The 22391-nt window shown below is 68.5% G+C and carries 18 protein-coding genes; 8 read left to right on the top strand and 10 right to left on the bottom strand.

From position 1 onward, the window contains the following. Positions 1 to 664: 664 nt before the first annotated feature. The 5 genes from ABQF13_RS16425 to rpmF form a co-directional block, all read right to left on the bottom strand. Positions 665 to 1210 (bottom strand): MogA/MoaB family molybdenum cofactor biosynthesis protein, encoded by a 546-nt coding sequence (locus tag ABQF13_RS16425; protein WP_448393839.1) that lies wholly within the window; start codon positions 1208 to 1210, stop codon positions 665 to 667. Positions 1211 to 1269: 59 nt separating this feature from the next. Next, positions 1270 to 2625, bottom strand: coding sequence for a S1C family serine protease (locus ABQF13_RS16420; RefSeq protein ID WP_448393825.1), 1356 nt, complete (start codon positions 2623 to 2625; stop codon positions 1270 to 1272). Between the two features lie 186 nt (positions 2626 to 2811). Beyond that, on the bottom strand, positions 2812 to 4242 hold the full coding sequence (locus tag ABQF13_RS16415) for a HAMP domain-containing sensor histidine kinase (RefSeq protein ID WP_448393824.1): 1431 nt from the start codon (positions 4240 to 4242) through the stop codon (positions 2812 to 2814). After that, the gene (locus tag ABQF13_RS16410; RefSeq protein ID WP_448393838.1) at positions 4242 to 4928 is read right to left on the bottom strand and encodes a response regulator transcription factor; all 687 of its coding nucleotides are present in this window, start codon (positions 4926 to 4928) and stop codon (positions 4242 to 4244) included. Before ABQF13_RS16410 ends, ABQF13_RS16415 begins: the two co-directional genes overlap by 1 nt. 54 nt (positions 4929 to 4982) lie before the next feature. Next, entirely contained in the window at positions 4983 to 5156 is a 174-nt protein-coding gene (rpmF, locus tag ABQF13_RS16405; RefSeq protein WP_448393823.1) for a 50S ribosomal protein L32, read from the bottom strand. 208 nt (positions 5157 to 5364) lie between these two features. Here rpmF and ABQF13_RS16400 point away from each other — a divergent pair, with 208 nt between their 5' ends. The 8 genes from ABQF13_RS16400 (at position 5365) to ABQF13_RS16365 (ending at position 15204) form a co-directional block, all read left to right on the top strand. Beyond that, positions 5365 to 7092, top strand: a complete 1728-nt coding sequence (locus ABQF13_RS16400; RefSeq protein WP_448393822.1) for an acyclic terpene utilization AtuA family protein — start codon at positions 5365 to 5367, stop codon at positions 7090 to 7092. Then, positions 7089 to 8237 (top strand): acyl-CoA dehydrogenase family protein, encoded by a 1149-nt coding sequence (locus ABQF13_RS16395; protein WP_448393821.1) that lies wholly within the window; start codon positions 7089 to 7091, stop codon positions 8235 to 8237. Before ABQF13_RS16400 ends, ABQF13_RS16395 begins: the two co-directional genes overlap by 4 nt. Then, positions 8234 to 9829 carry an acyl-CoA carboxylase subunit beta gene (locus ABQF13_RS16390; protein ID WP_448393820.1) on the top strand — a complete coding sequence of 532 codons (1596 nt, stop codon included), beginning with the start codon at positions 8234 to 8236 and terminating at the stop codon, positions 9827 to 9829. The genes ABQF13_RS16395 and ABQF13_RS16390 overlap by 4 nt, the downstream gene beginning before the upstream one ends. A gap of 76 nt (positions 9830 to 9905) precedes the next feature. Next, a complete protein-coding gene (locus ABQF13_RS16385; RefSeq protein WP_448393819.1) occupies positions 9906 to 11840 on the top strand; it encodes an acetyl/propionyl/methylcrotonyl-CoA carboxylase subunit alpha in 1935 nt (644 codons plus the stop codon). Beyond that, positions 11840 to 13000 carry an acyl-CoA dehydrogenase family protein gene (locus tag ABQF13_RS16380; RefSeq protein ID WP_448393818.1) on the top strand — a complete coding sequence of 387 codons (1161 nt, stop codon included), beginning with the start codon at positions 11840 to 11842 and terminating at the stop codon, positions 12998 to 13000. The genes ABQF13_RS16385 and ABQF13_RS16380 overlap by 1 nt, the downstream gene beginning before the upstream one ends. Continuing rightward, the gene (locus tag ABQF13_RS16375) at positions 13000 to 13767 is read left to right on the top strand and encodes an enoyl-CoA hydratase family protein (protein WP_448393817.1); all 768 of its coding nucleotides are present in this window, start codon (positions 13000 to 13002) and stop codon (positions 13765 to 13767) included. The genes ABQF13_RS16380 and ABQF13_RS16375 overlap by 1 nt, the downstream gene beginning before the upstream one ends. Next, on the top strand, positions 13767 to 14528 hold the full coding sequence (locus tag ABQF13_RS16370) for an SDR family oxidoreductase (RefSeq protein ID WP_448393816.1): 762 nt from the start codon (positions 13767 to 13769) through the stop codon (positions 14526 to 14528). The genes ABQF13_RS16375 and ABQF13_RS16370 overlap by 1 nt, the downstream gene beginning before the upstream one ends. Before the next feature lie 94 nt (positions 14529 to 14622). Next, the gene (locus tag ABQF13_RS16365) at positions 14623 to 15204 is read left to right on the top strand and encodes a DUF1707 SHOCT-like domain-containing protein (RefSeq protein ID WP_448393815.1); all 582 of its coding nucleotides are present in this window, start codon (positions 14623 to 14625) and stop codon (positions 15202 to 15204) included. Positions 15205 to 15290: 86 nt separating this feature from the next. Here ABQF13_RS16365 and ABQF13_RS16360 read toward each other — a convergent pair whose 3' ends face one another. From ABQF13_RS16360 to ABQF13_RS16340, 5 genes are all read right to left on the bottom strand, one after another. After that, the gene (locus ABQF13_RS16360; protein ID WP_448393814.1) at positions 15291 to 17264 is read right to left on the bottom strand and encodes a vWA domain-containing protein; all 1974 of its coding nucleotides are present in this window, start codon (positions 17262 to 17264) and stop codon (positions 15291 to 15293) included. Further along, positions 17257 to 18639, bottom strand: coding sequence for a sigma 54-interacting transcriptional regulator (locus ABQF13_RS16355; protein ID WP_448393813.1), 1383 nt, complete (start codon positions 18637 to 18639; stop codon positions 17257 to 17259). Before ABQF13_RS16355 ends, ABQF13_RS16360 begins: the two co-directional genes overlap by 8 nt. A gap of 94 nt (positions 18640 to 18733) precedes the next feature. Further along, on the bottom strand, positions 18734 to 20302 hold the full coding sequence (gene purH / locus ABQF13_RS16350; protein ID WP_448393812.1) for a bifunctional phosphoribosylaminoimidazolecarboxamide formyltransferase/IMP cyclohydrolase: 1569 nt from the start codon (positions 20300 to 20302) through the stop codon (positions 18734 to 18736). After that, positions 20299 to 20928, bottom strand: a complete 630-nt coding sequence (gene purN / locus ABQF13_RS16345) for a phosphoribosylglycinamide formyltransferase (protein WP_448393811.1) — start codon at positions 20926 to 20928, stop codon at positions 20299 to 20301. Before purN ends, purH begins: the two co-directional genes overlap by 4 nt. 10 nt (positions 20929 to 20938) lie before the next feature. After that, on the bottom strand, positions 20939 to 22345 hold the full coding sequence (locus tag ABQF13_RS16340; RefSeq protein ID WP_448393810.1) for a cell division protein PerM: 1407 nt from the start codon (positions 22343 to 22345) through the stop codon (positions 20939 to 20941). Positions 22346 to 22391: the final 46 nt, after the last annotated feature.

Below are 22391 nucleotides of genomic sequence, written 5' to 3'. Positions count from 1 at the left end.
GGTACTCACAAACAGAGATGCGACGGCTGTAACCAACACGACCAGTACCCGACTGATTGCCCTCATGATCTCCCTAGCTGTGTCGACGCCGGGCCCCGCCCGTAGTGCGTCGTCCCGTTCATGCCTGGCCGTACCGCATAACCACACACGACTCAGAAGCCTCATGCGACGCAAATGAGAAACCCCACACGCGGCTCTTACGTTGTGCTCATCCTTAACAGGAGGAACATAACGGTCGGTTGATTACCCCGGCAACCAGTGATCGCTTCTACTGTGACGCGTGTTACTGGCCCCCGATTAGCCCTGGCCGTATACGCCACCGATCGCTGCCGGCGCGCGGTGCCTAGCTTAGGGCCCCCACGGACCGATCCGGCCGTACCCCCTCGAAGGGACGGCTAGCCGCCGCGACCACCAGGTACCGATCGGTGGCTGGGCTCGAGATTACTGATCACTCGTGGTGGGGAGGCACGTTTCGCCGCAACCAACGCTCACGTGCAGCGTCTTCGGCCCTGGCGGAAACGTCGTCCTCGTCCGTTTCCCTCGACGGCAGAGCGTCGCCGAAGATCTTGTCGATCGCCCCGCGCGGGGGTTTGGGGGCATCACCCATCGAGGTTCTCCCCTGTGATAGAGATCACATTAGTCGCCCGTCAGCTTGACGGCTACGTTAAATCTCCAGGCTGGAGAGCTGGCTGATGATCTGGATCGCCAGCGGGCTCAGCGTTGCCATACCGTCGCGAACCGCTGCCCGGGAGCCGGCGATGTTGACCACCAGCGTGCTGCCGGAGACTCCCGCGAGCCCGCGCGACACCCCGGCTTCGACGATGCCCGCCGACAACCCCGAGGCGCGCAGCGCTTCGGAGATGCCGAGAAGTTCGCGGTCCAGAATTTCGCGGGTCGCTTCGGGCGTGACGTCGCGCGGCGTGACTCCGGTGCCACCGACCGACACCACCAGGTCGACTCCACCGATCACCGCCGTGTTCAACGCGTTGCGGATCTCGACCTCGTCGGCGGACACCACGACAACGCCGTCGACGACGAAACCGGCCTCACCGAGCAGCTCGGTTACCAGCGGACCGCTGTGGTCCTCTTCGTCGCCGTGTGCGGTGCGGTCGTCGACGACGACGATCAGCGCACGACCCACCAACTCACCTGGCTGTTCCATGAGTGCAACCGTATATGCGGGTAGCGACATCGGCGCGGCCACTCTCAGGGTGCCGCCGCCCGGCCCCGTGTTAGTCCCCGTGTTAGTCCCCGTGTTAGTCGTGGTCATCACTGTTGCGCCTTGCCTAGCGTGACCTGCACCGTCTGCGGCTTACCCGAGCCGTCCAGATACGTCAGCGTCACCTGTTCACCCGGCGCCTTGGAACGCACGGCGGCGACCAGCGCGTCGGCGCTGTTGATGACCCGGGCGTCGACCCTGGTGACCACGACCCCGCTCGGCAGCCCGGCCGCTGCCGCCGCCCCGCCCGCGGTGACCTCGACGATACGGGCACCGTCGACGGTGGCGTCGCTGGTGACCTGCACACCGAGCGAGGCGTGCGAGGCCGAACCGTTCTTGATCAACTCGTCGGCGATGCGCTTTGCCTGGTCCACCGGGATGGCGAAGCCGAGCCCGATCGACCCGCTGGCTGCCTGCGGTCCGGCGTCACCGCCCATGGTGGCGATCGCCGAGTTCACGCCGACCAGCTCACCGTTCATGTTGACCAACGCGCCGCCGGAGTTGCCCGGGTTGATGGCCGCGTCGGTCTGGATCGCGTCGAGCACGGTGTTCTGGTTGCGTACGTCGCCGCCGGCGGCGACGGGCCGGTTCAGCGCGCTGATGATGCCGGTTGTCACCGTGCCCTCGAGACCGAGCGGTGACCCGATCGCCACCACGTCCTGGCCTACCCGCAGGTCCGCCGAGGACCCGATCGTGATGGGTGTCAGTCCGGACGCACCCTCGGCGCGTACGACGGCGATATCGCTGCTCGGATCGGTTCCGATGACGCTGAACGACGTGGTCTGGCCGTCGGAGAACGTCACCTTGGTCACCGCATCGGCGGGACCGCCGCGGGGCCTTGCTCCGGCAGCGGCCGAGATGACGTGGTTGTTGGTCAGGATCAGCCCGTCTGGCGACAAGACGATCCCTGAGCCCTCCTCGGACTGGCGGCCGAGGTTGACCTCCAACTTGACGACGCTGGGCACCACCTTCGCCGCGACCTGTTCCACCGAGCCGGCGGGCAGGCTGGCGGCGGGCATCGTGGGCGCCGCACCCGTCACCGACGACGTCGCCGCCGGGCGGTCCGGTTGCGCCAGCAATGCGACGCCGCCGCCGACACCGGCAGAGACCATCGCCAGCGCAAGTGCACCCACGGTCAAAACACCTGCGCGCGAGGGCTTTTGGGCAGATGGCCCCGACGGACCACCGGCCATCGGCTGCGGTGCGCCCCGGTAGGGGTCGTGGGGCGCGCGGAACGGCGCATGCTGCTGCTGTTGCTGCTGCTGGGTCGCATAGCGCCAGTCGTATGGCTGCTGATAGTGGCCTGGTCGCTGCGCACCGGGGTACCCCGGCACCGCGTTCTCATGGCCGCCGGGCCGACGACCCGGCTGCGGTGGCGGCGACGAATACCTCGGGTGGTTTGTCATAGCGCTGCGGTGCTCTTCTTTCTGCCAGTCGGCGTACGTGCGTCGTTAGGACAACGGTCAAACCACGTCCAACGTGCCCAAGTGGGCTGAGAATCCACTTAGAGAACCTTCGGGACATGCTCTGAGTTGTTTTCCCCTGGATGCGCCCACTAATCATCGGCGACATCGGGCCGGGCCACGCCGACGTCAGCGCGGCGTGTCGGTCACCGCCACGGGGCTGCCGGGCAAGACGACGTGCATGGCGGTGCCCGGCGGCTGCCCGCCGGGCACGGCGTCCGCTACCCACAGTGTGCCGCCGTGTTTGACGACAATCTGCTTGACGATCGCCAACCCCAGCCCCGAACCTGGCATTGCACGTGCCTGCGCCGACCGGAAGAACCGCTCGAATACCAATTGCCGTTCCTGCGGCGGAATCCCCGGACCCTCGTCGGACACCACCAACTCGGCATGCACCGGATCGATCTGAGACATCCGCACCCCGACACGTCCGTCGGGCGGGCTCCATTTCGCTGCGTTGTCGAGAAGGTTGAGTACTGCGCGGCCCAGACCGGCGCCGTCCCCGTATACCTGCCACGGTGCGACGTCCACGTCGAACTCAATATCGTTGCGTCGGCGGCGAACTCGCTCAAGGGAACGGTCGATGATCTCGGTCATGTCGACCGGTTCGTGGATGACCACGCCTGCGTCGTCGCGGGTCAGGTCCACCAGATCGCCTACCAGCGTGGACAATTCCTGAATCTGGGCGATCACGTCCGCGCGCAGCCCGGCCATCTCTTCGTCAGGTAACCGTGGCGCGCCCGGCTCCATCGACGCCATCAGCAGTTCCACGTTCGTGCGCAGCGACGTCAGCGGTGTGCGCAGTTCGTGTCCGGCGTCGGTGACCAACCGGGCCTGCTGGTCCCGCGACTCAGCGAGGGCGCGCAGCATCATGTTGAAAGCTTCGGTGAGCCTGGCCAGTTCGTCGCTTCCGATGACCGGGATCGGCCGTAGGTCGTCGGTGCGGGCCACCCGTTCGGCGGCCTCGGTCAGCCGCGCCACCGGGCGCAGACCCGCGCGGGCGACCGCGCCGCCGGCCATGGCGGCCACCACCACGCCGATGCCGCCGACGATCGACAACACCGTGCCCAACCGTTTGAGCACCTGCGCGGTGGGCGCCATGCTCTTGGAAATCAGCAACGAGCTGTCGTTGGACAGCCGCATCGCCAGCACCCGCTGGTGGTTGGCGGTGCGCAAGGACATGATCAAGTCGCCCCGCAGCACCGCCTTCTCGGGCTCGCCGAGCGGCAGCGTCTCACCGCGTTGGTTGGCGGTGTAAATGGCCCGGCCGGGGATCACCAGCATCGCGTTCACGTCGGAGTAGGCGGTGCCCTCGATCGCCTTGCTCGGATCGACTTGCAGCGAGCCGCTTTCGATCAACAGCCGGGCCCGGCTGCGCAGTTGGTTGTCGACGTCGTCGTAGAGCGCCCGGGAGACCACCGCCCAGACCGCGACGGCCATCAACACCACCACCATCGCGACCATCGACATGGCGAGCAACATCACCCGCCAGCGCAGGGATACGGATTTGGTGGTCGGCACCTCCGGCGGAGGCCGAAATCCGTAGTTCGGGGCGGACATCAGGGCGGGGTCTCGCGCAACACATAACCCACCCCGCGCACGGTGTGGATCAGTCGCGGCTCTCCTTCGGCCTCTGTTTTGCGGCGGAGGTATCCGACATACACCTCGAGGGCGTTGCCGGACGTCGGGAAGTCGAAGCCCCACACTTCCTCGAGGATGCGGCTGCGGGTCAGGACCCGGCGCGGGTTCGCGATGAGCATCTCCAGCAACGCGAACTCGGTGCGCGTCAGGCTGATCTCGCGCTGCCCGCGGGTGACCTCGCGGGTGGCTGGGTCCAGCGACAGGTCCGAGAACGTCAACGCGGGCGAGTCTTCGCCATCGTCGGAGGAGGTGCGCCGCAGCAAGGCACGCATGCGGGCGAGCAACTCCTCGAGGGCGAATGGTTTGGGCAGGTAGTCGTCGGCGCCGGCGTCGAGTCCGGCCACCCGCTCCGATACCGAGTCGCGCGCGGTCAACACCAGGATCGGCAGATCGTCGCCGGTGCTGCGCAGCTGACGGCACACCTCGAGGCCGTCGAGGCGCGGCATCATCACGTCCAGCACCAGCGCGTCGGGCCGGTTGTTGGTGATCAGTTCGAGGGCTTCGACACCGTCTTGAGCCAGCTCGACCGAGTATCCGTTGAACGATAGCGAGCGGCGCAGGGATTCGCGCACCGCGCGATCGTCGTCGACGACAAGTATGCGCACAGCCACAGTGTCATCTCCCTATCTGAGAGTGACCTGAGAGGCGCGCCGGAACAACTACCTGCGGTCGAGGTCGATCAAGCCGAGCCGAGCAGCTTTGAGCAGCCGCCGGGGCACCTTGTGTTCGCGGCCCGAAACCGTGACGCTGACCAGTTCGGGGCGCTTGGCCTTCCACTGCGAGCGACGGCTACGGGTGTTTGCGCGCGACACTCTGCGCTTGGGCACAGCCATGATCGAAGTCTCCTCGTGAGGGGGTCACCGGCCGGGCCGGAAATCCAACTTGCGCCGCCGGCAAGCCCGGCGTCGACAATTGCCCTTCAGGATAGCCCCCACGCTGCGTAGCCTCCAAAATTGCGGAGTGCCTTGACGCGATACCGCTGGTACTCGCTAACCTACCGGTTGGTCGGCACGGCGTGCCGGTGACGCGATGGGAGGCCTGGTGACTGGTCCGGTCCGCATCGGCAACTGCTCCGGGTTCTACGGCGATCGGCTCTCGGCGATGCGCGAGATGCTCACCGGCGGCGATCTGGACTACCTCACCGGCGACTACCTGGCCGAGCTGACCATGTTGATCCTGGCCCGCGACCGTGCCAAGGCGCCCGATCGCGGCTACGCCAAGACGTTCGTCAAGCAACTCGAGGACTGTCTGGGCCTGGCGCTGGACCGGGGCGTGCGCATCGTCGCCAACGCGGGCGGGCTCAACCCGGCGGGCCTGGCCGACGCGGTGCGCGGGCTCGCCGAACGGCTGGGGTTGACGGTGAACGTCGGACATGTCGAGGGCGACGACCTGCTGTCCCGGGCCGACGAACTCGGCTTCGGAGTCGCGTCGGCGGCGACATCAGGCACAGAGTCGGTGCTGGCCGCCAACGCCTACCTCGGAGCGTGGGGCATCGTCGAGTGCCTGAACGCCGGCGCCGACGTCGTCGTCACCGGCCGGGTGACCGACGCGTCGGTGATCGTCGGGCCTGCCGCCGCCCACCACGGGTGGAAGCGCACCGACTACGACCGGCTGGCCGGGGCGATCGCCGCGGGCCATGTGATCGAGTGCGGCGCGCAGGCCACCGGCGGCAACTACGCGTTCTTCACCGAAATCCCGGACCTGGTGCGCCCGGGCTTTCCGCTCGCCGAGATCGATCCCGACGGGTCGTCGGTCATCACCAAACACCCGGGCACCGGCGGCGCGGTCACCGTCGACACCGTCACCGCGCAGTTTCTCTACGAGATCAGCGGCGCGCGATACGCCAACCCGGATGCGACGCTTCGGGTCGACACCGTCGAGCTGTCCTCCGAGGGCCCCGACCGGGTGCGCATCAGCGGGGTTCGTGGTGAGCCGCCGCCGCCGACGCTGAAGGTGTCGCTCAACAGCATCGGCGGATTCCGCAACGAGATGACGTTGGTGCTGACCGGGCTCGATATCGAGGCCAAGGCCGAGCTGGTGCGCAGGCAGCTGGAGAGCAGCATCACGGTCAAACCCGCGCAGATGCAGTGGACCCTGGCGCGCACTGACCAGCCGGACGCCGACACCGAGGAAACCGCCAGCGCACTGCTGCGCTGCGTGGTGCGCGATCCGGATCCCGCCAACGTCGGACGTAAATTCTCTTCGGCCGCCGTCGAACTCGCGTTGTCGAGTTATCCGGGCTTTCACGCCACCAGCCCGCCGGGCGACGGTCAGGTCTACGGGGTGTTTCGGCCGGCATACGTCCCGGCCAAGGAGGTGCCGCACGTCGCCGTGCACGCCGACGGCACCCGTGTCGCCATCGCGCCGGCCACCGAGGTTGTGGAGTTGGCGCCCGTCGCGCCGCCGGCCCTGCCCGAGCCGTTGCCGTCCGGGAAAACCCGGCGGGTGCCGCTCGGCACGATCGCCGGGGCCCGCAGCGGCGACAAAGGTGGCAGCGCCAACGTGGGCGTGTGGGTGCGGACCGGTCCGCAGTGGCGTTGGCTGGTGCACACTTTGACCGTGGACAAGCTGCGTGAATTGTTGCCGGAGACCGCCGAATTGCCCGTCACCAGGCATGTGCTGCCCAATCTGCGCGCGGTCAACTTCGTCATCGACGACATCCTCGGCGAGGGCGTGGCGTATCAGGCGCGCTTCGACCCACAGGCCAAAGGCCTTGGGGAATGGCTGCGCAGCCGCAGTGTCGACATACCCGAGGAGCTGTTGGCGTGAGCATCTGGCACACCCCCGAACGCGACCAGCTGCGAAAGTCGGTGCGCGCGTTCGCCGAACGCGAGATCCTGCCACACATCGACGAGTGGGAGCACAGCGGCGAGCTGCCCCGCGACCTGCACCGCGCAGCCGGTGAGGCCGGCCTGCTGGGCGCCGGGTTTTCCGAAGCCGTCGGTGGAGGCGGCGGCGACGGCGCAGACGCGGTGATCATCTGCGAGGAGATGCACCAGGCGGGTTGTCCCGGCGGTGTGTTCGCATCGCTGTTCACCTGCGGAATCTCGGTGCCGCACATGATCGCATCCAACGATCAGCGGTTGGTCGACACCTACGTGCGGCCCACACTTGCCGGCGAGCTGATCGGCAGCCTCGCGATCACCGAACCCGGCGGCGGCTCCGACGTCGGACATCTGACCACCCGCGCTGAGCGTGACGGCGATGACTACCTCATCAACGGCGCCAAGACCTACATCACCTCCGGGGTGCGGGCAGACTACGTCGTCACCGCGGTACGCACGGGCGGGCCTGGTGCGGCCGGGGTTTCGCTGATCGTCGTCGACAAGGGCACACCGGGCTTCGAGGTGACCCGCAAACTCGACAAGATGGGCTGGCGGTCCTCGGACACCGCCGAGCTGTCCTACACCGATGTGCGGGTGCCCGCCACGAACCTCGTCGGCGCCGAGAACTCCGGCTTCCTGCAGATCGCCGGGGCGTTCGTCGCCGAACGCGTCGGGCTGGCCGCGCAGGCCTACGCCAGCGCGCAACGGTGCCTCGACCTGACCGTGCAGTGGTGCCGCGACCGCGAGACGTTCGGCAGACCGCTGATCTCCCGCCAGCAGGTGCAGAACACGTTGGCGGAGATGGCACGTCGCATCGACGTGGCGCGGGTGTACACCCACCACGTCGTGGAGCGGCAGCTTTCGGGCGAGACGAACCTGATCGCCGAGGTGTGCTTCGCCAAGAACACCGCCGTGGAGGCCGGCGAATGGGTCGCCAACCAGGCGGTGCAATTGTTCGGCGGCATGGGCTATATGGCCGAATCCGAGGTCGAACGCCAGTACCGCGATATGCGCATCCTCGGAATCGGCGGGGGCACCACCGAAATCCTCACCGCGCTGGCCGCCAAGACGTTGGGGTACCAGTCATGACGGCGTTGAAGTCGACCCTCGACACCAATTCGAAGGGCTACCGCGAGGCCGCCGCCGCGATGGCCGACAAACTGGCCGAGCTCGACGCCGAGCACACCAAGGCGCTGGCCGGCGGCGGCGAGAAGTACGTCGCGCGCCACCACCAGCGCGGCAAGATGACCGCCCGTGAGCGCATCGAGTTGCTTGTCGACCCGGATTCACCGTTTCTGGAGCTGAGCCCGCTGGCGGCATACGGCAGCGAATTCACGGTCGGCGCCAGCGTGGTCGTCGGAATCGGCGCGGTGAGCGGGGTCGAGTGCATGCTCGTGGCCAACGACCCGACGGTCAAGGGCGGCACCAGCAATCCGTGGACGCTGAAGAAGGTGTTGCGGGCCAACCAGATTGCCTTGGAGAACCGGTTGCCGCTCATCTCGCTGGTGGAGTCCGGCGGCGCCGATCTGCCCACCCAGAAGGAGATCTTCATCCCGGGCGGGCAGATGTTTCGCGACCTCACCCGGCTCTCGGCCGCCGGCATCCCGACGATCGCGCTGGTGTTCGGCAACTCCACCGCCGGCGGCGCGTACATACCCGGGATGTCGGACCACGTGGTGATGATCAAGGAACGCTCGAAGGTGTTTCTGGCCGGGCCACCGCTGGTCAAGATGGCCACCGGCGAGGAATCCGACGACGAATCCCTGGGCGGCGCCGAAATGCACGCTCGCACATCCGGTTTAGCGGACTATTTCGCCGTCGACGAACGGGACGCGGTCCGGATCGGGCGCCGCATCGTGGCCCGGTTGAACTGGCGCAAGCACGGCCATGCACCCGCACCGGTCACCGAACCGCTGTACGACGCAGACGAACTCGTCGGCATCGTGCCTCCTGATCTGCGGGTGCCGTTCGACCCGCGCGAGGTGATCGCCCGCATCGTCGACGGCTCGGACTTCGACGAGTTCAAGGCGTCCTACGGCTCGTCGCTGGTGACCGGATGGGCGACGCTGCACGGATATCCGATCGGCATCCTGGCAAACCACCGCGGGGTGCTGTTCTCCGCGGAGTCCCAGAAGGCCACCCAGTTCATCCAGCTGGCCAATCGCTCCGACACCCCACTGTTGTTCCTGCACAACACCACCGGGTACATGGTCGGCAAAGCCTACGAAGAAGGCGGGATGATCAAACACGGGTCGATGATGATCAACGCCGTCTCGAACTCGACCGTCCCGCACATCTCCCTGCTGATCGGCGCCTCCTACGGCGCGGGCCACTACGGCATGTGCGGCCGCGCCTACGACCCGCGCTTCCTGTTCGCCTGGCCCAGCGCGAAGTCTGCGGTGATGGGCGGCACACAGCTGGCTGGCGTGCTTTCGATCGTCAGCCGCGCCGCCGCCGAGGCCCGCGGCCAGCAGTTCGACGAGGACGCCGATGCGGCCCTGCGCGCCGCGGTGGAAGCCCAGATCGAGGCCGAGTCGCTGCCGATGTTTTTGAGCGGGCGCCTCTATGACGACGGGGTGATCGATCCGCGCGACACCCGCACTGTGTTGGGAATGTGTCTGTCCGCCATCGCCAATGGCCCGATCGAGGGGACGTCGAACTTCGGCGTCTTCCGGATGTGAGCATGATGGTGATTTCGGTGCGGTTAGCAGCGGTGAGCGCAGGTTTGCGCACCGAAATCGCCGGAGGAGGGGGCGAATGATCACCCGCGTACTGGTCGCCAACCGCGGCGAGATCGCCCGCCGGGTGTTCGCCACCTGCCGGCGCCTGGGCATCGGCACCGTCGCCGTCTACACCGACCCCGACGCCGGGTCACCGCATGTGGCCGAGGCCGACGCCCGTGTGCGCCTCGAAGGCACCCGCGGATACCTCGACGCCGCCCAGCTGATCGCGGCGGCCCGGGCCGCGGACGCCGACGCCGTACATCCCGGCTACGGATTCCTCTCGGAGAACGCCGAATTCGCCGCTGCGGTGCAGGACGCGGGGTTGACGTGGATCGGCCCGCCGGTCGCGGCGGTGGCCGCCATGGGCTCCAAGATCGAGGCGAAGAAGTTGATGGCCGCCGCCGGTGTGCCGGTGCTGGCCGAACTCGATCCCGAGACGGTCACGGCCGATCAGCTGCCGGTGCTGATCAAGGCGTCTGCGGGTGGCGGCGGCCGGGGTATGCGGGTGGTCCGCGACCTCGCTGAGCTGGCCGACCAGGTCGAGGCCGCGCGGCGAGAAGCGCAGTCGGCCTTCGGTGATCCGACGGTGTTCTGCGAGCGCTACCTGGCCACCGGTCATCACGTCGAGGTGCAGGTGCTCGCCGACGGTCACGGCACCGTGTGGGCCGTCGGCGAACGCGAATGCTCGATCCAGCGCAGGCACCAGAAGATCGTCGAAGAGGCGCCGTCGCCGCTCGTCGAGCGCATCCCCGGGATGCGCGCCAAGCTGTTCGACGCCGCACGGCTGGCGGCACGGGCCATCGACTACACCGGTGCGGGCACCGTCGAGTTCATGGCCGACGGGTCGGGTGAGTTCTTCTTCCTCGAAATGAACACCCGGCTGCAGGTAGAACATCCGGTCACCGAGCTCACCACGGGACTGGATCTCGTCGAGCTGCAAATGCAGATCGCCGACGGTGGCCACCTCGACCCCGAGCCGCCGCCGTCGCGCGGCTACTCGATCGAGGCCCGCCTCTACGCCGAGGACCCGGCCAAGGGTTGGCAGCCCCAGGCCGGCACGGTGCACCGCTTCGAGATTCCCGGCAACGTCCGCGTGGACTCCGGGATCGTAGACGGATCAACGGTTTCCATCTACTACGACCCGATGCTGGCCAAAGTGATCTCCTACGCCCAGACCCGTAGCCGGGCTGCCGGTGCGCTCGCCGACGCGTTGGCCCGCGCCCGCATCCACGGCGTGCGCACCAACCGCGACCTGCTGGTCAACGTGTTGCGGCATCCAGCGTTCCTCGACGGCGCCACCGACACCGCGTTCTTCGAGGCGCACGGCCTGGCCGCGTTGGCGGCGCCGCTGAGCGACGACCGGGTCGTCACCTTGAGCGCTGTCGCTGCCGCGTTCGCCGATGCCGCGCAAAACCGTGCTGACGCACCGGTGTTCGCCGCCGTACCCAGCGGGTGGCGCAACTTGGCTTCAGGATTCCAGACCAAACGCTACGGCGATGCCGCGGGCGCTGAACACGAGGTGCGGTACCGGTTCACCCGCGCCGGGGTGGAGCTGCCCGACGTGGCCGGGGTGACTATGGTGTCCAGCACACCGCAACGTGTCGTGCTGCGGGTGGACGGGGTGGATCGCCCGTTCGACGTCGCCCGCTACCGCGATGACGTGTTCGTCGACTCACCCCTGGGGCCGGTGCAGCTGGTTGCGCTGTCACAGTTCCCGGATCCGGACGCCGCCGTCGCGCACGGTTCGCTGCTGGCCCCCATGCCGGGCTCGGTGCTGCGCATCGGCGCAGCGGTCGGCGACCGGGTCAGCTCAAGGCAGCCGCTGGTGTGGCTCGAGGCGATGAAGATGGAGCACACCGTGACCGCCCCCGCCGCCGGTGTGCTCGCCGAACTCAACGTCGAACCCGGCCAGCAGGTCGAAGTCGGCACCGTGCTTGCCCGGGTGGACACCGAAGAAGGAGATTCCTGATGAGCAGCTTCGTCGAGACCGAGGAGCAGCAGGCGCTACGCCAGGCCGTCGCCGCGATGGCGGCCAACTACGGCCAGGACTACTACCTGGAGAAGGCCCGCGCCGGTGAGCACACCACCGAATTATGGCAGGAGGCAGGCAAACTCGGATTCCTCGGGGTGAACCTGCCCGAGGAGTACGGCGGCGGCGGCGCCGGCATGTACGAGCTGTCGCTGGTGATGGAGGAGATGGCCGCCGCCGGTTCGGCGCTGCTGATGATGGTGGTGTCACCGGCGATCAACGGCACGATCATCTCCAAGTTCGGCACCGACGACCAGAAGCAGCGGTGGCTGACCGGCCTGGCGGACGGCTCGATCACGATGGCCTTCGCGATCACCGAACCCGACGCCGGGTCCAACAGCCACCGCATCACCACCACGGCCCGCCGCGACGGCTCCGACTGGATCCTGTCCGGACAAAAGGTGTTCATCTCCGGCATCGACCAGGCGCAGGCCGTGCTGGTCGTGGGCCGCACCGAAGAGGCCAAAACCGGGAACCTCCGGCCGGCGCTGTTCATCGTGCCCACCGATGCGAAAGGGTTGAGCGCGACCAAGATCGAGATGGAGCTGATCAGCCCCGAGAGCCAGTTCCAGGTGTTCCTCGACGACGTGCGGTTGCCGTCCGACGCGCTGGTCGGATCCGAGGACGCGGCGATCGCGCAGCTGTTCGCGGGGCTGAACCCGGAGCGGATCATGGGCGCGGCCAGCGCGGTCGGCATGGGCCGCTTCGCGATCACCAAGGCCGTCGACTACGTCAAAACCCGCCAAGTGTGGAAGACGCCGATCGGTGCGCACCAGGGTCTGTCACATCCGTTGGCGCAGAACCACATCGAGATCGAGCTGGCCAAGCTGATGATGCAGAAGGCCGCCGCGCTCTACGACAGCGGCGATGACGCCGGCGCCGCCGAAGCCGCGAACATGGCCAAGTACGCCGCGGGTGAGGCGTCGGTGCGCGCGGTCGACCAGTCCGTCCAATCGTTGGGCGGCAACGGGTTGACCAAGGAGTACGGCATCGCCGCGGCGGTGACCGCGTCGAAGCTGGCGCGCATCGCCCCGGTCAGCCGGGAGATGGTGCTCAACTTCGTCGCGCAGACCTCGCTGGGCCTGCCGAGGTCGTACTGATGAGCACCCTGGTCCGCTACCGCGTCGACGGTCCGGTCGCACGGCTCACGCTGGACTCCCCGGAGAACCGCAACGCGCTGTCCACCGAGCTGGTGAACCAACTGCACCAGGGCCTGACCGACGCCGTCGCCGAACCCGCGGCACGGGTCGTCGTACTCGGCCATACCGGCGGAACCTTCTGTGCGGGAGCCGATTTAGGAGAGGCGGCAGGCCGCGACCCCAGCGATGTCGCCGTCGACCGCGCGCGTGAGGCGACCCGGTTGCTGCGCCGCATCCTCGAGTTGCCGATACCCGTCATCGGCGCGGTCGACGGGCACGTCCGCGCGGGTGGGCTCGGTCTGGTCGGCGCCTGCGATATCGCGGTGGCCGGACCGACGAGCACGTTCGCGCTGACCGAGGCGCGCATCGGCGTCGCCCCGTCGATCATCTCGCTGACCCTGCTGCCCAAGATGACCGCCCGCTCCGCCGGCCGGTACTTCCTGACCGGGGAGAAGTTCGGCGCCCGCCAAGCCGCGGAGATCGGACTGGTCACCCTCGCCGCCGACGACGTCGACGCCACCGTGGCCGAGCTGGCCGCCGCCATCGGCAAGGGATCGCCCCAGGGGCTTGCGGCCGCCAAGGCCTTGACGACGGCGCGCATACTGGATGGGTTCGACCGCCACGCCGACGAGCTGACCAAACAATCCGCCGAGCTGTTCGTCTCCGAGGAGGCCCGCGAAGGCATGATGGCGTTCCTGCAGAAGCGGCCACCGGCCTGGGTGAGCTGATGGCGCACAGCGTTCTCGTCACCGGAGCCACCGGCACGCTGGGGCACTGTGTGGTCCCCGAAGCCGTCGACGCCGGGCATCAGGTGAGAGCGCTCAGCCGCAAGAACCGGGTCGGCTACACCGGAGTGCACTGGGCCCAGGGCGACCTGCACAGCGGCACGGGCCTGGACGCGGCGCTGGACGGGATCGACGTGGTGGTCAACTGCGCGACACAACCCACCGGCGGCAAGGACGTCACCTCGACGGAAAACCTGGTGGCGGCGGCACGCCGCGCCGGGGTCGGACACATCGTGCACGTGTCGATCGTGGGCATCGACCGCATCCCGCTGCCGTACTACCGGACCAAACTGCGCGTCGAACAGGTCCTGGAGACGTCGGGCGTCGGCCACACCGTGCTGCGCGCCACACAGTTTCACGACCTCATCCGCGCCACGTTCGCGATCCAGCGGTTCTTCCCCGTGCTGTGCGCGCTGCGCGGGGTGCGGTTCCAGCCGATCGACACCCACGACGTTGCCGCGCGCCTCGTCGAGTTGGTCGACGCCGAGCCGGCCGGCCGGGCCCCCGACATCGGCGGCCCCACCGTGCACACCCACGCAGAGCTGGGGCGGATTTACCTCGCGGCGCGCGGCAGCCGTCGCGGAGCGGTGGCGCTGCCGGTGCCGGGCCGCATCGCCGCCGCTGTCCGCGCAGGCGCCAACCTCGTGCCGGACAACCCGGCGGGCACCGTCGGCTTCGCTGAATACCTGACCCAGAAGGCATAAAGTTTGACCATCTACATGCTTCGCCAACGGCGGTGGGGGCACAGTTTGGACAAGTACCTTGCATGTGCCAGCGTTCGTCGTAGGCTCGTATTCGATGAGTACCCCAGCGTCGCGGAACGGTTCCATGCGTGCTGCTGACACCGATCGGATTCAGGTAGCACAGTTGCTGACGGACGCCGCCGCGCACGGGCGGCTGCAGCTGAGCGAATACGAAGATCGGCTGGCCAAGGCATACGCGGCGCAGACGTACGACGAACTCGACCGATTGTCGGCCGATCTGCCGGGCGCGTTCAGCCGCGGCCGCACCGGCGGCCCGTGCCGGCCTGCCCCTTCGACGATGCTGCTGGCAATCATGAGCGGCTTCGAACGCCGCGGCCGGTGGAACGTTCCCGAGCGGATGACGACGGTCGCACTCTTCGGCGGCGGCATGGTGGACCTGCGCTACGCCGACTTCACCTCACCGGAGGTGGAGATCCACTCCTACTCGGTCTTCGGCGGGCAGACGATCCTGGTGCCGCCCGAGGTCAACGTCGACCTGCGCGGTGTCGGGGTGATGGGCCGCTTCGAGCACGCCGTCAGCGGCGAGGGCTCCACCGGCGCGCCGTGTGTGCGCATCCGCGGTTTCTCGTTGTTCGGCAATGTCGGCGTCAAGCGCAAGAAGCGCAAACCCGCCTGACTCTTGCTGCGCGAAACCGACGATATGGTGGTTCGAAACCCGGAAAAGCAGCCATTGCGTCGGCCTCGACGCACCGGCGAGCGGGGCTAGCGGCGGCGCCGGGAGCGCAGATAGTCGCCGACGACCGCGGCGCCCAACCCGTCGAGGTCCGGCTCCACCACGCGTCCCTCCACCCGACGTGCCACCTGGTCGATGAACCGGGCCAGGCCGGGGTCAGTGCCCAGCCGGAAGATCGTCACCTGCGCACCCAAGTTGGCCACGTCGTCGAAGGCCTTGACGGTGTGGGCGATGGTGCGCGGATGCGGCGGGTAATCAAAGAACACCGCGGTGCCGTCGCCGTCGCCGAAGTCTTCCAGGTGCGCGGTCGGCTCACCGTCGGTGACCACCAGCACCACCGGTTGCGCGTTGGGATGGCGGCGCAGGTGCCGGGCCGCCAGGGCCAGCGCGTGGTGCAGGTTGGTGCCCTGTTCGTAGACGCCCTCGAGGCCGGTGAGTTCCGCGGTGGACACGGTGCGCGCGTAGCGGCCGAACGCGATGATCGACAACGCATCCGAACGGAATCGGGTGCTGACCAGATGGCTGAGCGCCAGCGCCGTGCGTTTCATCGGCAGCCACCGGTTCTCCATCACCATCGAGAACGAGGTGTCCACCAGCAGCGCGACGGCCGCCTGCGTGCGGGTCTCGGTCTCGGAGATCTCGACATCGTCGACGGTGATGTTCAGCGGCAGCGCCGCAGTCCCCGAGCCGGCCTGGCGCAGCACCGCGTTGGTGAGGGTGCGGGTGACGTTCCACGGCTCGGTATCGCCGAACGACCAGGGTCGTGTCGCTCCGGTGAGCTCACCGGCCGCACCGGCGCGCCGGGTCTCCCGCTCACCGTGACGACCCGAAAGCTGCTGTGCCACATCACGTAACGCCGCCTGGCCGAGCTGACGCATGGCCTTGGGTGACAACCGCCACTGCCCGTCGGCGCCGCGGTCCAGAAAGCCCTGATCCATCAACGCTCGCTCGAGTTCGGCCAGCGTGCGCGCGTCGACGGCCGCATCCTCGCCGAGCTGGCGGGCCAGCATGTCCAGGTCGACATCTTCCATCGTGGCGCCCGCGTAGCTCTGCGACAGCGCCTCGGCGAGCTGTTCGAGTTCGGCGATGTCGCCGAGCGCCTGAGCGCCTTCACCCATTCCGAGCGGGTTGTCGCCGGAGAACTGTGACGAGCCGGTCCAGTCCTCTCCTGGCCGCGCGGCCTGCAGGTGGCCGTCGAGCCGGTTGAGCGCGTTCATCAGCGAGGGCGAACCGAACGCCTGCTGCGCCAACGCATCCAGCTCCGCGCGCTGTTCATCCGAGAGGCTGTTGCGGAACCGCTGCGCGGCGGCCGCCCGCTGGGCCAACGAGTCCAGCAACTCCTCGACGTTGCGCGGGTTCTCGGGAAAGAACTCGCCATGCTTGTCCATGAAGTTTTGAAAATCTTCTGGGGAGTCCTGTCCTTTTGAGTGCTTGTCGAGCAGGTCGTTGAGGTCGTCGAGCATCTCGTTGACTCGTTGACGGTCCTCGTCGGTGGCGTTCTCCAACGCCTGCTTCATCCCGGCGAACCGCTGGTCGAGCATTTCGCGGCCCAGCAGATCCTTGATCTGCTCGTAGGATTCGCGCGCCTCCGGACTGCGCCACTGGTAGTCGCCGAGTTCCTGGACGGCCTTGGCCGGCGACGACGGCAGGTTCTCGATGCGCATCTCCTGAAAGCGCGCGTCGTCGTCGAGCGCGCGAGCCAGTTCCTTGCGCTCGGCCAGCACCGCGTCGTCGAGAAGCTTTTTGATCTGCTGCAGTGTGCCGTCGAGATTATTGCGCTGCAACAGTTCTCGACGACGACGGTTGGCCTCGGCGGCCAGCTTGTCGGCGCCGCGCATGTTCTGGGTGCCGCGGCGCAGCATCTCGGCCAGCGCACGGCGGGGCGAGCTGCCCTCCATGACGTCCTGGCCGATCTGTTCGAGCGCCTCGCGCAGGTCGACGGGCGGTGCCAGCGGATCGGGTCCGCCGGTGTACCGCGAATAGCGCGAGGTCCGTTTAACCATAGACAGTTTCGCCTTCGCCGGATTCCTTGTCGATGCGCTTGGCCAGATACAGCGCCTCCAGCGCCAACTCGACCGCGGCGGCGCGTTGCCCGTCGGTCGTGGCCTCGAGCCGCTTCTGGACCTCGGCGATCGCCGGCACTTCGGGCACGGCCGCCAGCACCTCGCGCGCCGACACCCGTTCGCCCGTGGTGACCGCTGAGCCGTTCTCGATGGCCACCACCAGCGGGCCGACGTCGATGCCGCCCAGGAGCCGCTGCGCGGTGTCGGCGGTGGCGCGGCGCAGCAGGTGCTCGAGCACCGCCTGCTCGCGGCCCTCTTCACCGGTCTCGAACTCGAGCTTGCCGCGCAGCACGTCGGTCACGGTGCCTAGGTCGACGACGCGCGCCACCGGATTCTCTTCGCCCAGCACGGCCGAGCGGTGCCGCGCGGCCGCGGCGACGGTTTCGGCGGCCGCGATCGCGAACCGCGCCGAGACCCCCGACCGCTGATCGATCGACCGCGACTCGCGCAGGTAGCGGGCGAACCGGGCCAGCACCGCGAGCAGGTACTCGGGCACCTCGGCCGAAAGCTGCGCTTCCTGCTTGATGACGCCGACCTCGGCATCGAGTTCCAGCGGGTAGTGGGTGCGGATCTCGGCGCCGAACCGGTCCTTCAGCGGGGTGATGATGCGGCCCCGGTTGGTGTAGTCCTCGGGGTTGGCGCTGGCCACCACGAGCACGTCGAGCGGCAGCCGCAGGGTGTATCCGCGCACCTGGATGTCGCGCTCTTCCATCACGTTGAGCATCGCGACCTGGATGCGCTCGGCGAGGTCGGGCAGTTCATTGATGGCGACGACGCCGCGGTGGGCGCGCGGGATCAGCCCGTAGGCGATGGTCTCGGGGTCGCCGAGGCTGCGGCCTTCGGCCACCTTGATCGGGTCGATGTCGCCGACCAGGTCGGCGACGCTGGTGTCGGGGGTGGCCAGCTTCTCGGTGTAGCGCTCGCTGCGGTGCCGCCACACGATGGGCAGGTCGTCGCCCGAGTCGGAGGTGCGCCGGATCGATTCGGGGGTGATCGGGCTGTACGGGTGCTCACCGAGTTCGGAGCCGTCGATAATCGGCGTCCACTCGTCGAGCAGACCGATCAGCGCGCGCAGCAGCCGCGTCTTACCCTGGCCGCGTTCACCGAGCAACACGACGTCGTGACCAGCGATCAGGGCCCGCTCGAGCTGCGGGATCACGGTGTCCTCGAAACCGAGGATGCCCGGCCATGGATCGCGGCCCTCGCTGAGGGCGGCCAGCAAGTTGTCCCGGATTTCCTGCTTCACGCCCCGCTCGCGATGGCCGGAGGCTCTCAGCTCGCCGACGGTACGGGGCAGATCACGTGGTTGAGTCACTCCTCCAAGTTACGCAACTGCGCGACCGTGCGCGTCGGAGGCCGACACGCCGCGACGAGATGCGAGTTTGCGCACGCTCGCGGCACCAGCGATCTCAGTGCGCGAAATGCCGGGCGCCGGTGAGGTAGAGCGTGATGCCTGCCTTGGTGGCGGCCTCGGTGACCTGATCGTCGCGTACCGATCCGCCGGGGTGGACGACGGCCGTCACCCCGCCGTCGATGAGCGTCTGGAGCCCGTCGGGGAACGGGAAGAACGCATCGGAGGCCGCGACGGCGCCGCGCACCCGCTCCCCGGCGCGCTGCACCGCCAGCCGCGCGGCGTCGACCCGGTTGACTTGACCCATGCCCACCCCGACGGTGGCGCCGTCGGCGGCCACGACGATCGCGTTGGACTTCACCGCCCGACACACCCGCCAGGCGAACTTCAGATCGGCCAGCGTCGCGGGGTCCGCCGGTGAGCCGGTCGCGAGTTCCCAGTTGACGGGGTCGTCGCCGGGCGCGGTGAACGCGTCGCGCTGCTGCACCAGCAGGCCGCCGCTGAGCTGCCGGAACTCCGCACCGCCCGGTTGCGGTTCGGAGGCGACCAGCACCCGGATGTTCTTCTTGCGGGTGAGCACTTCCACCGCGCCCGGTTCGTAGGCGGGCGCGATGATCACCTCGGTGAAGATGTCGGCGACGGTTTCGGCCATCTCGACGCTGACCGTGGTGTTGGCGGCGATCACCCCGCCGAACGCCGACAGCGGATCGCATTCGTGGGCCTTGCGGTGCGCGTCGGCCACCGAGACCGACGAGACGGCGATGCCACACGGGTTGGCGTGCTTGATGATTGCGACGCAGATGTCCTCGTGGTCGAACGCCGCGCGCCAGGCCGCGTCGGCGTCGGTGTAGTTGTTGTAGGACATCTCCTTGCCGTGCAGTTGTTCGGCCTGCGCCAGCCCGGGCCACGCCGCGTCGTCGCGGTACAGCGCCGCCTGCTGGTGCGGGTTCTCGCCGTAGCGCAGCACGGCCTCACGACGCCACGTCGCACCCAGCCACTGCGGCAGCGCCGTGGACGCCGGCCCGCCCTCGGGCGCCAGCACCGAGCCCATCCACGACGCCACCGCGACGTCGTACTCGGCGGTGTGCCGAAACGCCAACGCCGCCAGCTTCTTTCGTTCATCGAGGGTGAATCCTCCTGCGCGCACGGCGGCGAGCACCCCGTCGTAGCCCAGCGGGTCGACGGCGACGGCGACGCTGGGATGGTTCTTGGCGGCGGCGCGGACCATGGAGGGTCCGCCGATGTCGATCTGTTCGACGCACTCGTCGATGCCCGCACCGGAGGCGACGGTCTCGGTGAACGGATACAGGTTCACCACGACGAGTTCGAATGCGGCGACTCCGAGTTCGGCCAGCGCCGAAACATGTTCGGGTTTGCGCTGATCGGCCAGCAAACCGGCGTGCACGTGCGGGTGCAGGGTTTTGACCCGGCCGTCGAGCACCTCGGGAAAACCGGTCACCTCCTCCACCGGCGTAACCGGAACACCGGCGTCGGCAATGGTTTTGGCGGTCGATCCGGTCGAGACGATGGCGACTCCCGCGTCGTGGAGTCCGCGGGCCAGATCGGCAAGGCCGGTCTTGTCGTACACGCTGACCAACGCGCGCCGAATCGGCCGTTTATCGCTCATCCCAGGGTCGCCTTTCGTCCGATCCAGGTCACGCCGCGGGTTGCGAACGCGTCCAGAACTTCCACGAGCAGTCGTCGCTCCACGACCTTGATGCGCTCGTGCAGGGTGGCTTCGTCGTCGTCGTCGAGAATCCGGACCGCCTCCTGCGCCAGCACCGGCCCGGTGTCGGTGCCCGCGTCGACCAGATGCACGGTGCAGCCGGTGATCTTGACGCCGTAGGCGAGCGCATCGCGCACTGCCTGTGCGCCGGGAAAGGCCGGCAGCAGCGCCGGGTGGGTGTTGAGCACCCGGCCGGGGAAGCGGAAAAGAAATTGGGGGCCAAGGATTTTCATAAACCCGGCCGACACAACGAGGTCAGCCTCGTATGCGGCGGTGGCTTTTGTGAGCGCGGCGTCCCAGGCGGCGCGGTCGGGGTGATCGCGAAGCGCGACAGTGAAGGTCGGCACCGACCACGACGCGGCGATCTGCAGCGCGGTGCATTCACGGTCTGCGCCGACCGCGACCACCCGGGCCGGATAGTCGCCGACCGCGGCCGCGAGCAGGGAGGCCAGCAGCGACCCGGTGCCCGAGGCCAGCACCACCACCCGCGCCGGTGCGCTGGGCGGCACACGAAGCGGTTCCTGCACGCCTGCGAGCCTAATGGTCACCGTTGCGGGGGCGGTCTGCGGTGGTATCGGGCGAAACGTCGTCGTCGACGACGAAGTGTTCCTCGGGGTCGAGGGGCGGCGCCGGCTCGGCCGGTGCGTCGTCGTCGACGTCGGCCAACGGTTCGGCCAGCGGTTCGGGTTCGGCTTCGGCTTCGACGTCGGCCGGCGGCTCAGTCTCGGCCTCGGGCTCGGCTTCGGGTTCCTGCTCGGGTCCGGGTTCCGGCTCGGCTTCGGGTTCGGGTTTGGGTTCGGGTTTGGGCGGTCGGGGCCGACGGGCGATGCCGCCGGACATCGCCACCGTCAGCCCGCCGATGCCCGCGAACCACAGGAACACTGCTGGCCCGAAGGTGGTCTGGTCGACGCCGACGTCGCCGAAGTTGCCGAGCCGACCGCCACCGGCGTGGCCGAGCAGCGCCATCGTCGCCGCCGCGAGCGCCGCGGCGACGGCCAGCTTGAGCAGCGCGGGCAACAACGGCAGCGGGCGTCGCGCACACTGCTGGCCGATGGCCACCCCCGATACCGCCGCCACGATCAGCAACGCCACCCACACCGGACCCAGCGGCGGGTTCGGTACCGCGGCCAGCACCGGCAGCGCGGGGATGTCGCCGCCAAACACGGTGAACGAACTGAAGGTGGCCAGCCCGATGTGGGCGCTGGAGCCGACGGTGACGGCCGCGGTGCCCACAAGCACGTTCGGGATGTAGAGGATCGACAGCGCGGTCAGGCTGAGCTGCCCGAACACCGAATCGGTGATCCCGAATAGGTCGTGCATGGTCGACCAGTGCACGATCAGCGACCCCGCCGCCACGACGCCGGACAACCCGATCAGGGCGAGCACACCGGCGCTGGCGGCACGAATCGCGTCGGGCAGCCACGCGGGCAGCGGTGACGCGGTCAACAGCCGTCGACCCAGACGGGACCCGACGCCCACGGCGGCGCCGATCGCGTGCACCGCCAGCACGCTGCCGAACGCGCGCAGGGCGTTGGGGGTCTGCAGATCGGTGAGCACCGAGGCGGCGTCGTGGATGATGGCCAGCGAGATCGCCGCGACCAGCAGCGGTCCGCCCAACGCGGATCCCACCACCCACCGGGTCACGAACCACGAACTCTGCGGTGCGGTGGCGGCGGCCGTCGTGCGGGCGGTTCCCCAGGCCATCGCCAGCGTCGGCAGCAGCGGCATCACGCCGAGTTCCGCGCCGCCGATCGACACCGGCACCAGGTGCACGCCCAGCCACATGCTGGCGATCGCGCCGAACGCGCCGGTCATCTCGCTGTTCGCGATGACCAGCTGGATCAACACCACCGCGGCGATGATGACGAGCGCGACGATCGACGGCCCGAACGCGACCCGAAGCAGCTCACGCGCTTGGCGCGCGCCGACCGGTCGGTTGTCCACTGGTTGGCCGCTCCTCGCACCTGCTCACGCGTGCGCGAAGTTGACG

This window comes from Mycolicibacterium sp. XJ879 (genome assembly GCF_053483935.1).
Note: the sequence above shows the minus strand (reverse complement) of the source record. Positions and strands in the feature narration are given on the sequence as shown.